General features: G+C 63.2%; 12 protein-coding genes. 9 read left to right on the plus strand and 3 right to left on the minus strand.

Going from position 1 to position 10,933, the window contains the following annotated elements:
• Window positions 1-79: 79 nt before the first annotated feature.
• A complete protein-coding gene (locus HHL22_RS11185; RefSeq protein ID WP_169531309.1) occupies window positions 80-256 on the minus strand; it encodes a hypothetical protein in 177 nt (58 codons plus the stop codon).
• A 129-nt stretch (window positions 257-385) separates the two neighbouring features.
• Between HHL22_RS11185 and fumC the strand changes: the two genes are divergently transcribed.
• The 7 genes from fumC to HHL22_RS11220 all read left to right on the plus strand — a co-directional run bounded on the left by fumC (window position 386) and on the right by HHL22_RS11220 (window position 5,290).
• Complete coding sequence (fumC, locus tag HHL22_RS11190) at window positions 386-1,789, plus strand: class II fumarate hydratase (RefSeq protein WP_169531311.1); 1,404 nt, start codon at window positions 386-388, stop codon at window positions 1,787-1,789.
• A gap of 153 nt (window positions 1,790-1,942) precedes the next feature.
• On the plus strand, window positions 1,943-2,560 hold the full coding sequence (locus HHL22_RS11195; RefSeq protein WP_169531313.1) for a hypothetical protein: 618 nt from the start codon (window positions 1,943-1,945) through the stop codon (window positions 2,558-2,560).
• 131 nt (window positions 2,561-2,691) lie between these two features.
• Complete coding sequence (locus HHL22_RS11200; protein ID WP_169531314.1) at window positions 2,692-3,012, plus strand: hypothetical protein; 321 nt, start codon at window positions 2,692-2,694, stop codon at window positions 3,010-3,012.
• Between the two features lie 158 nt (window positions 3,013-3,170).
• Window positions 3,171-3,764, plus strand: coding sequence for a GNAT family N-acetyltransferase (locus HHL22_RS11205; protein ID WP_169531316.1), 594 nt, complete (start codon window positions 3,171-3,173; stop codon window positions 3,762-3,764).
• Complete coding sequence (locus HHL22_RS11210) at window positions 3,748-4,188, plus strand: diacylglycerol kinase family protein (protein WP_241738084.1); 441 nt, start codon at window positions 3,748-3,750, stop codon at window positions 4,186-4,188. The genes HHL22_RS11205 and HHL22_RS11210 overlap by 17 nt, the downstream gene beginning before the upstream one ends.
• 70 nt (window positions 4,189-4,258) lie before the next feature.
• On the plus strand, window positions 4,259-4,720 hold the full coding sequence (locus HHL22_RS11215) for a DUF6970 domain-containing protein (RefSeq protein ID WP_169531318.1): 462 nt from the start codon (window positions 4,259-4,261) through the stop codon (window positions 4,718-4,720).
• A gap of 78 nt (window positions 4,721-4,798) precedes the next feature.
• Window positions 4,799-5,290, plus strand: a complete 492-nt coding sequence (locus HHL22_RS11220; RefSeq protein WP_169531320.1) for a DinB family protein — start codon at window positions 4,799-4,801, stop codon at window positions 5,288-5,290.
• Between the two features lie 166 nt (window positions 5,291-5,456).
• Here HHL22_RS11220 and HHL22_RS11225 read toward each other — a convergent pair whose 3' ends face one another.
• Entirely contained in the window at window positions 5,457-6,605 is a 1,149-nt protein-coding gene (locus tag HHL22_RS11225) for a TlpA disulfide reductase family protein (protein ID WP_169531322.1), read from the minus strand.
• Window positions 6,606-6,746: 141 nt separating this feature from the next.
• Entirely contained in the window at window positions 6,747-7,916 is a 1,170-nt protein-coding gene (locus tag HHL22_RS11230) for a TlpA disulfide reductase family protein (protein ID WP_169531324.1), read from the minus strand.
• A 175-nt stretch (window positions 7,917-8,091) separates the two neighbouring features.
• Here HHL22_RS11230 and HHL22_RS11235 point away from each other — a divergent pair, with 175 nt between their 5' ends.
• Entirely contained in the window at window positions 8,092-8,589 is a 498-nt protein-coding gene (locus HHL22_RS11235) for a SixA phosphatase family protein (RefSeq protein ID WP_169531326.1), read from the plus strand.
• A 118-nt stretch (window positions 8,590-8,707) separates the two neighbouring features.
• On the plus strand, window positions 8,708-10,813 hold the full coding sequence (gene ppk1 / locus HHL22_RS11240; protein ID WP_169531328.1) for a polyphosphate kinase 1: 2,106 nt from the start codon (window positions 8,708-8,710) through the stop codon (window positions 10,811-10,813).
• Window positions 10,814-10,933 lie beyond the last annotated feature (120 nt).

The following is a 10,933-nucleotide window of genomic DNA, read 5'->3' on the forward strand; positions in this document are numbered from 1 at the left end:
CTTCGTAGAAGGAACGCAGAAGAACGACCTCTGCGCTTCCTCTGCGGAGCCCTCCGCGTCTTCTGCGGTGAAAACACCGTTACCCGCTATAGCCGCCGCCGCTTTCGGGCTCGGTGGCGCTGCCGCCGGCCTTGTCGGGGGTGGGCAGGTCCGATTCGGTTTTCACTTCGAGGTGGCTATAGTCGGGCACACCGTCGCCCTGCACGGGTACGGGCGGCTCGGTGTGGGGGTCGGGGGTAGGAGTGGGCTGGTTCATGGGTTGGCTAGCTAAAGGGGCTACTAGGGGGTGTACGGCCCGCGGCCGGCCAGGGCTGCCGGGCGGCGTACTTTTGCCCCCGTTAGTAGTGCGTTTCTCCACCCATTTACCCTTTCAGTTAGTTAGGTAATGAGCGACTTCCGGACCGAAAAAGACACCATGGGCCAGGTGCAAGTGCCCGCCGACGCCTATTGGGGCGCCCAAACCCAGCGCAGCATCGAGAACTTCCCCATCGCGCAGGACATCAATAAGATGCCGAAGGAAATTATTCGCGCCTTCGCCATTCTCAAGAAAGCCGCCGCCCTCACCAACCGCGACGCCGGCGTGCTCGACGCCGACAAGGCCGCACTGATTGGCCAGGTGGCGGATGAAATTTTGGCCGGCAAGCTGGCCGACCAGTTTCCGCTGGTGGTGTGGCAAACCGGCTCGGGCACCCAGAGCAACATGAACATGAACGAGGTAATCGCCTACCGCGGCCACGTGCTGCACGGCGGCCACCTCAGCGACGAGAAGAAGTTTCTGGCGCCCAACGACGACGTAAACAAGAGCCAGAGCAGCAACGATACCTTCCCGACGGCCATGCACATCGCGGCCTACAAAATCCTGACGGAAACCACGATACCCGGCGTAGAAAAGCTGCGCGACACGCTGAAGAAGAAGTCGGAAGAGTTTAAGCACGTGGTCAAAATCGGCCGCACCCACTTCATGGATGCCACGCCGCTGACCCTGGGCCAGGAGTTTTCGGGCTACGTGAGCCAGCTCGACCACGGGCTGCGCGCCATTAAGAACACGCTGCCCCACCTGGCCGAGCTGGCCCTAGGGGGCACGGCCGTGGGCACGGGCATCAACACGCCTGCTGGCTACTCCGAAAACGTGGCCCGGCATATTGCCGACCTCACCGGCCTGCCCTTCGTCACGGCCGAAAACAAGTTTGAGGCCCTGGCCGCCCACGACGCCATCGTGGAAAGCCACGGCGCGCTGAAGCAGGTGGCAGTGAGCCTAATGAAAATCGCCAACGACATCCGCATGCTCAGCAGCGGCCCTAGGGCCGGTATCGGCGAAATCCACATCCCCGACAACGAGCCGGGCAGCAGCATCATGCCCGGCAAGGTCAACCCCACCCAGTGCGAGGCCATGACCATGGTATCGGCGCAGGTGATGGGCAACGACGTGGCCATCACGGTGGGCGGCAGCCTGGGGCACTTCGAGCTGAACGTGTTTAAGCCGGTGATGATTTACAACTTCCTGCACTCGGCCCGCCTCATCGGCGACGTGTGCGTGGCCTTCAACGACAAGTGCGCCGTGGGCATCGAGCCCATTCTGCCCAATATCAAGAAGCACGTCGATAGCAGCCTGATGCTGGTGACGGCCCTCAACCCCCACATCGGCTACTACAAAGCGGCCGAAATTGCCCAAACCGCCCACAAAAACCACTCGACCCTGAAGGAAACTGCCGTGCAGCTCGGCTACGTCACCCCCGAGCAGTTCGACGAGTGGCTGAAGCCCGAAGACATGGTGGGCGACGTGAAGTAGCCCTAGGGGTACTTTGTTGTAAACCGAACGTCATGCTGAGTTTGTCGAAGCATCTCTACCGCGCCAGTCGTGTTCGATAGAGATGCTTCGACAAGCTCAGCATGACGTTCTTTAGTAGCAGCTTACCTGGGCTTATTTCCGTAGAAGCCGGCTATGCGTAACCTCCTCCTTACAGCCCTTCTGGCCGCGCCGCTGTTCGCTAAAGCCCAGGAAGGCCAGGGCCTCGGCCAAGCCACGCCCGTTGACGATGCCACGGCGCAAGCCCTATTTGCCCAGGCCGCCCGGCAGTACCCCAAGTTCACCCAGGCCCTGGCCGACGTGCGCCAGCACGACCCGCTGCTGCGGCGCTTCGTGGTGGTAGACGCCCGCGGGCCACTGGGCTCGCCGGCGGCCGCCTTTGGCAATGGGGCGGTGCGGCTCGACCGGCGCTTTCTGGAGCAGCCTAGGCCCGGCTTCGACGACAACCGGCTGGTGGTGGTGCTTTACCACGAGGTGGGCCACCTGCACTACTTCCGGGCCGTGCCGCCCGCCCAGCGCAATTCGCAGGCTAGCGAGCGCGCCGCCTTCGACTACTCCCTGCTGAAAACCAAGGCCCTGGCCGAAGCCGGCGACTGCGGCCCGCTGCAAACCGGCCTGCGCTTTATGCTGCTGCGCAGCCAGTCGGATAACCTGGCCGACCCGCACGTGCGCGCCCTCAAAACCCTGGTGGCCGAGCCTGCCTACGCCGACTACCAGGCCTACGCGGCGGCGCACTGCTCCGCTCAGCCCTAGGGGTGCCTCTTGGGGAGCGTGGTGATTTTTTAAACTGGGCATTAAACCCGCGCGCTGGCAGTGCATCCAACGGGCAGTACAGCTTGCTACGGCGGGCCATTTTATCTCCCACATTCTTTCCCAGTATTGCCATGTTTAAGCGTCTGTTTTCGGCCACTATGCTGCTGGTAGTAGCCAGCCTGGCCACCGCCCAAGCTCAAACCGCCACGCCCGTAGTGCGGGCCCGCGAGCAAAACCAGCGGGCGCGCATCCGCCAAGGGGTGGCCTCGGGCGAGCTGACCCCGCGCGAAGCCGCCCGCCTGCGCGGCCGCGAAGCCGGCCTGACCGCCGAGCGCCGCGCCGACCGCGCTGACGGCGTGGTAACCGCCCAGGAGCGCCAGGATTTGCGCCGCACTGAAAACCGCGACAGCCGCGCCATCTACCGCCAGAAGCACGACGGGCAGGTGCGCTAGTTGGCCCCACCGCTGCAGCAAACCGCCTCGTACCGCCTTGGTGCGGGGCGGTTTGCGTTGGTAGCCAGCCTAGGGCCTAGGGGCTTGGCCCCAGCCAGATGGCACGGCGTTACGCGTTTAGCGGGCATCTTTGCGGCCTCACCTACCCGCTATCGCCCATGGATTTCTCGCAAAATATCGTGCTCGAAAACAGCCGCGTGCGCCTGCGCCCGCTCGAAGCCACCGATTTTGAGGAGCTGAAAGCCGTGGCCTTCAACCCCGAGCTGTGGCGCTACACCCTCACCCGCGCCGACGATACCGTGAGCCTGGCCGCCTACATGGCCGACGCCATTCAGCTGCGGCACGAGGAAAAGCGCTATCCGTTTGCCATTATTGACCGGGCTACGGGGCGGCTGGCGGGCAGCACCAGCTACTACCACATCGTGCCCGCCGACCAGCGCCTGAGCATCGGCTACACCTGGGTGGGCGCCGATTTTCAGCGCACCGGCCTCAACCGCGCCGCCAAGCACCTGCTGCTGAGCTACGCCTTCGACCAACTGGGCTTCGAGCGCGTGGAGCTGGAAACCGATAGCCGCAACCATAAGTCGCAAACCGCCATGCGCCGCATGGGCGCCACCGAGGAGGGCACCCTGCGCAGCCACCGCATCACGCAGGGCAACCTGCGGCGCGACACGGTGATTTTCAGCATTATTCGGCCCGAGTGGGACGAGCTGCGCCGCACCACCTTTGCCGAGTATGATGCCCGCGGCTAGCTTTCCAGACCCCCTAGGGCCGGCCCCCAACCCGGTGCCGCCCGCCCGGCGGCCGGGGCTGCTGCGCCGCCGGGCGGCCAGCTTCGGCCACGCCCTGCGCGGGGTGACGGTGGCGCTGCGCACCGAGCTGCACCTGCAGTTTCACGCGGCGGCTTCGGTAGTGGTACTGGCCCTAGGGGCCTACCTGGGCCTTAGCCGCCTCGAGTGGGCGCTGGTGGCGCTGGCCGTGGGCGGCGTGTGGACGGCCGAGCTGGTGAACACCGCTATCGAGGCGCTCACCGATTTGGTGTCGCCGGGCTACCACCCGCTGGCGGGCAAGACCAAGGACGTGGCCGCCGGGGCTGTGCTGCTGGCCGCGCTGGCGGCGCTGGCGGTGGGGCTGCTGGTGTTTGGGCCCAAGGTGTGGGCGCGCTGGGGGCCCTAGGGCCGCGCTAACTATTGGGCGCGCTTGGCGTAAAGCAGCGAAGCTTTTACCTTTTACGCTGCTTCGCACTATGCGTTCTTTACTTCTTTCGGGGGCCACCGGCCTGGCGCTGCTGCTCGGGGCCTGCCAGCAGGATGTGGTGGTGAACACGCCCACCACGCCGCCCGTTTCGGGCTTAGTGAGCGATGAAACCGTAGCCCCCACCAGCGCCAACACCGTAGACCCCGTGCCCGAGCGGGCCATGCGTCTCGATAGCTCCTCCCGGCCGCTGTGGCTGCGCCAGCGCATCCAAAACATCCTTTCTACCCATAAGCGCAGCCCGGTTATTCGCATCACGCGCTACCGCTACCGCGACCAGACGGTGTACTATGAATCGGCGCCGTGCTGCGACCAGTACTCAACCCTCTACGACGAGAATGGCGCCGTGCTCTGCCACCCCGAAGGCGGCATCACGGGCCGCGGCGACGACCGCTGCGCCAATTTTAACAAGCGCAGAACCAACGAGCTGCTCGTGTGGCAAGACCCGCGGTGAGGTAGTCTTTAAAATAAAGAACGTCAGATGAGCATGACGTTCTTTTGCGTTTGATTACCAATTTCATCCTCTCCCCTCATGATTAACACCATTGCCAAGCTGGGTACCTTCAATGTGTGGGCCAACGAAACGCTGCTGCGCCGCATGGACTCGTCGGTGGCCGCCGGCAAAGAGATTCCGCACGGTGCGCTGCGCATTTTCAGCCACGTTATCAACGCCCAGGCCATCTGGATTGCTCGCCTCGGCGGTACCCAAAGCCCCCTCAAGGTGTGGCAGGAGCACGACCTGGCCGGCCTGCACCACTGGCATGAGCAAACCTCGCAGCGCTTTGCCGACCTCTGCCAAACCACCGACGAAGCCGAGCTGACCCGCCACATCCAGTACAGCAACTCGCAGGGCGACGCCTTCGATAGCCAGGTAAGCGACATCCTCACGCACTGCGTGGTGCACGCCAGCTACCACCGCGGCCAAGTAGCCACCAAAATGCGCGAGGGTGGCCTGGAGCCCGTTAACTCCGACTTCATCACCTACTGCCGCGAAATGAGCGGCCAAGTGCAACCGCAACTCTAATCACTGATTGGCGCGGATTTTTCCGGATTTCACGAATTTTGTGGACGTAAAAAAGGCTGTCTAATCAGGCAGCCTTTTCTTTTTAGCGAGCTTAGTTTAGCTGTTTGTAACCATCCATAAAATCCGTGTAATCCGATAAATCCGCTTTAATCCGCGGTTCAGACAATTACTGCGCGGCGGCGGGCAGCACGGCGGCCAGCTTCTGGCTTAGCTCTTCGCCACGGAGGTTTTTGGCCACTATGCGCCCATTGGGGTCGATAAGTAGGTTTTGCGGAATAGCTTGAATGTCATATAATTGGGCCACCTCGTTGTTCCCTCCTTTCAGGTCCGACAGCTGGGTCCAGGTCAGGTGGTCGGCCTCGATGGCCTTGAGCCAGTCTTCGCGGCCGCTGAGCTGGTCGAGCGACACGCTCAGCACGGTAAAGTTCTTGTCCTTGAACTTGTTGTAGCTGGCCACCACGTTGGGGTTCTCCTGGCGGCAGGGGCCGCACCAGCTGGCCCAGAAGTCCACCAGCACGTACTTGCCGCGGTAGTCACTCAATTTCACCGGTTTGCCGTTGGGGTCGTTCTGGGTAAAGTCGGGGGCTAGGTTGCCCACGGCCAGCTTGCGCGCCCTGGCCAGCTTGATGGCATACTCTTGGCCAAGCTTGCTATTGCGCACGGCCGGGGCCAAGCCATCAAACAGGGGGCCCATCACGGCGGGGTCGAGGATATTGTAGCTGAGCTCATCAAGGACGAACAAGCTCACCATGCTTTGCGGGGTGCTTCGGATGAACTGTTTCTGCCCGGCCTTCTCGTCGTCCCAGGCAGCATGTAAGCGTCGGTCTTGGTCCGCGGCAAATACTGTGTCTTGCAGCTTGGGCGAGTTGTTGCGGAACGCTGCCCCCAAGGCCCACGCACGCTCGCTGATGGGGCGCAGCTGGGTTGCAAGGCGAGCCTGGGCTACGTTGAGCGGGGTGCCGGATAGCGTAGCGTTGGGTAGCGAATCGGGGCTGCTCAGCTTGATGGTGCCCGGTTCCAGATAAAGCTTGTAGCTGCGATTAGCAAGGCCAGTGGGTTTGGTGCCCGGCCGTAGCACAAACAGGTAGGCTGGCATAGGGTCAGTTACTTGGCCCTTAAAAGTGAAGCGCCCTTTCACTACCTCGGCTGAATCTGCCACAATCTTTTGGGCTACCCAGTAGCGTAAGTAAGCCTTGGTAGCCGGCGTTTTTGGATTGAGCCGGCCCTGCACGGTGTAGGAACCACCCTGGGCCAGCAGGGTAGTGGGGGCCAGCAGGGTGGCCAAGGCGAGAGGCAGCAGGCGAGTTAGTTTCATGAGTAGCAGGGGTAGCGAAGTAGCGTAAAACGGGCCGTAAGCCAATAGGAATAGGCAACTGACTCGCCGCTGAGTAGGCCGGCCACCGGCCCGGGGTAGCCACTAGGCCGCCCAGTGTTGCTGCTGCTTCGCGGTTCAGACCTACTGCGCCGAGGCAGTGGGCAGCACGGCGGCTAGCTTCTGGCCCAGCTCCTCGCCGCGGATATTCTTGGCCACGATGCGGCCGTCGGGGCCGATGAGCAGGTTTTGCGGAATGGCCTGGATGTCGTAAAGTTGGGCCGCCTCATTCTTCCAGCCTTTCAGGTCTGATACCTGCGTCCAGGCCAGCCCGTCGGTGTCGATGGCTTTTAGCCAAGCGTCGCGGCCGCTAGGCTGGTCGAGCGACACGCCTAGTACGGTGAAATTCTTGTCCCTGAACTTGTTATAATTAGCCACCACGTTGGGATTTTCCCGGCGGCAGGGGCCGCACCAGCTAGCCCAGAAGTCTACCAGCACGTACTTGCCGCGGAAGTCGCTCAGCTTCACCTGCTTGCCAGTAGCATCGGCTTGAGTGAAATCGGGGGCGACGGCACCGATAGCCAGCTTGCGAATCTTGTCGAGCTTGGTAGCATAGCGTTGCCCGCGAGCCGACTGGCGTACGCTTGGTGTCAGCCCCTCGAAGATGGGCCCTACCACAGCCGCGTCGGGCGCGAAGCCGCCTAGGTCTTCTAGCGCATAAAGACTAACGAGGCTGTTGGGATGGCTTTGGATGAACTGTTTCAGTAGCACGTTGTTAGCCGCCTCGGCTTCGTCGTTGCGCTTGTCGATGCTGTCTTCAAAGGCCTTGTCCTTACGCTTTTCGGGCGTGGCAGCGCGCCACTCGGCCATTACGGCATCCATGCGGGCGGTAGTAAGCTGCGTCAGTTGCTTGAGGCGCTGCTGGTCAACGTTGAGCGCTGTGCCGCCGATGGTAGCATGAGCCAGTGAATCGGGACTGAGGACGCGCGCGGTGCCCGGCTCCAGGAATATCGTAATGGGTTGATAATGACTAGGACGGTTCAGGAAGAAGGGATGGCCGGGCTGGGCTACTAACAGCTGTGCTTTTACGGGGGCGGTCACATTGCCCTTAAAAGTGAAACGCCCCTTGTTTACGGCTGCCGAATCGAGCTGAAAGCCAGTGGGGCTGGGCATGAGGATGTAAGCTTTGCCAGTCGGCAGTTTTTTGCTGAGCTGGCCCTGCACGGTGTAGGCGCCGCCTTGGGCAAACAGCAGGGTAGGGGCCCCTAGGGACAGAGCCAGCGACAAAGCGCGGCGCGTGGGCAATGTTTTCATAATACCACAGGCAGGGTGCTTGCCCCCAAGGGGTTACCCTAGATTAGTGAGCCCGCAATATACACGCTGGCGCCCCTGCCCCTAGCTTAGCACCCACACTATTCTTTCACGGCTACGTAGCCAGCTTGCGCTAGCAAGCGTATCCACGAAATCAGTTAAATCCGTTTAATCTGCGATGAAGACCCTGTACCTCATGCGCCACGCCAAGTCGAGTTGGAGCTTCGACGAGCTGCGCGACCAAGAGCGCCCCCTCAACGACCGCGGCCGCGACGACGCCCCCCGCATGGGCCAGGCCCTGGTGAAGCGCGATATTCACCCCGATTTGCTGGTCAGCTCGCCCGCCGTGCGCGCCCTGAGCACCGCCGTGCTGGTGGCCCGCGAGCTGGGCTACGAGCGCGACACTATTCAGATTGAGCCCGCCATCTACCAGGCCGACCTCGACACGCTGCTGGGCGTGGTGCGCGCCCTGCCCGACACCGCCGAGGCGGTACTGCTCACGGGTCACAACCCCACCATCTCCGACGTGGCCAACCATCTCTCGCCCTCGCCCCTGCACGGCGAAATGCCCACGGCTGCCATCATGTGCCTGCGCTTCACCGCCGATAAGTGGGCTGACGTGAAGCAAGCCAACGCCGAGTTTTACTTCTACGACTACCCCCGCAACGAGCGCTAGCCCTAGACCCTAGGCCCCTAGTAGCCACCCAAATGCCCCTAAGCCCTAGGGTCCGCGTAGTCAGCTTGCCACCGGCAAGCGTATCCGCGAAATCAGTTAAATCCGTTAAATCTGCGGTATGGAAATTCTGCCTCGCGACCTGAGCTGGCTGCGCTTTAATGCCCGCGTGCTGCAAGAGGCGCAGTGCCCCACGGTGCCGCTGCTCGAGCGCCTCAAGTTCCTGGCCATCTTCTCGGCCAACCTCGATGAGTTTTTCAAGGTGCGGGTGGCTACGCTGCGGCGCCTGGTCAAGCTCAAGAAGAAAACCCGCGCCCAGCTGCCCCAGGCCCGCCCCAAGCGCCTGCTGGCTGAGGTGCTGGCCGAAGTGCAGCGCCAGCAGGAGCTGTTTGGCCGCACCTTCCGCGAGGAGCTGCTGCCGGCCCTGAAAGCCGCTGGCATCTGCCTGCTCGAACCCGAGGAGTTGACGGCCGCCGAGCGCGAGTGGGTGCAGCACTACTTCGAGGACGAGGTGCGCAACCTGCTTTCGCCGGTGGTGCTGGATGATACCCTGCACCACCTGTTTCTGAAAGACCAGGCCAGCTACCTCACCTTTCACCTCACCCGGCCCCTAGGCCCCGCCAAGGGCAGCAGGGCCAAGAAAGCGCCGGCCGAGCGCGTGGTGGTGATGGAGCTGCCCACCAAGCGCCACGGCGGCCGCTTCGTGGCGCTGCCCGGCGGCGCGGGCACCCCCGATAGCCCGCACCGCGTGCTATTCCTCGACGATGTAGTGCGGGTGGGTGCCCCCGGCATGTTTGAGGGCTACCAGCAGGTGGCCGTCAACGCCATCAAGCTGAGCCGCGACGCCGAGCTGGACATCGAGGAAGAAGTATCGGGCGACTTGCTGGCCAAGATTCGCAGCAGCCTGGCCAAGCGCGCCACCGGCTACCCCGCCCGCCTGCTCTACGACCCCGCGATGCCCCCCGCCGTGCTGCGCGCCGTGAAGCACAAAACCGGCATCACCGACGAGGAGCTGGTGGCCGGCAGCCGCTACCACAACTTCCGCGATTTCTTCGGCTTCCCCGACTTTGGGCGCCGCGACTTGCTGAACCCCGCCTGGCCCGCGCTGCCCCACCCCACGCTGCCGCGCACCGGCCCGCTGCTGCCCGCCGTGCTGCGGCGCGACCACCTGCTGCACCCGCCCTACCAGCGCTTCGAGGTGCTGACGCGCCTGCTGCGCGAAGCCGCCCACGACCCGAGGGTGAGCGCCCTCAGCATCACACTCTACCGGGTGGCCAGCAAGAGCGCCGTGGTCAAGGCCCTGCTCAAAGCCCTCAAAAACGGCAAGCAGGTGACGGTAGTAGTGGAGCTAAAGGCGCGCTTCGACGAGGAAAACAACACCTTCTGGGCCGAGAAGCTGCAGCGCGCCGGTGCCCACGTCATCTTCACCCCGCCCGAGCTGAAGTGCCACGCCAAGCTGCTGCTCCTCACGCGCCGCGACGAGGCTACCGATGAGCCCCGCCGCCTGGCCTACCTCAGCACCGGCAACTTCAACGAGAGCACCGCCGACCTCTACGCCGACCACGGCTTGTTTACGGCCCACGAGGAAATGACCGCCGAGGTTGACCAAGTGTTTCGCTACTTCCAAACCGGCGCCGCGCCCACCCACCTGCGCCACTTGCTGGTGGCGCCCTTCACGCTGCGCGCCCAGCTGCTGCGCCTCATCGGGGCCGAGGTCGAACGGGCGCGCCGGGGCGAGGAGGCCTACATCATCTTGAAAATAAACTCCTTGGAAGACCCCGGCATGATGGCGGCGCTCTACGAAGCCAGCCAGGCCGGGGTGCACATCGAGCTGCTGATTCGGGGCATTGGCTGCCTGGTGCCGGGCCTGCCTGGCCAGAGCGAAACCATCAGCCAGCGGGGCCTAGTGGACCGCTACCTCGAGCACGCCCGCATCTACGTGTTTGCCAATGGCAGCGAGGAGAAAATCTATTTGTCGTCGGCCGACTTTATGACCCGCAACCTCGACCGGCGCGTGGAGGTGGCCTTCCCGGTGCTCGACGAAAGCCTGCGCGCCGAAGTGCGCCAGCTGCTGGACCTGGAGCGCCACGACAACGTGAAAGCCCGCGGCTTCGATAACGAATACCTCATCAACGGCCAGCCGCCGCTGCGCGCCCAGGAAGCCGAGTACCGCTACCTCAAAAAGCTGGCCCGGCCGCGCCGCGCCAAAAAGCCTAGGGCTGGTTAAGCTCGGCAGTAGGACCCTAGGCGCCCGCTGTAAGGCTTGGAATAGGTAATGTTATTATTCGGATACTGGACGGTAAAAAAACGGTTGCCGCCTTGGTGCGGAACTACTTAGAAGCCGCTG

This window comes from Hymenobacter polaris, from assembly GCF_012927305.1.
GTDB lineage: Bacteria > Bacteroidota > Bacteroidia > Cytophagales > Hymenobacteraceae > Hymenobacter > Hymenobacter polaris.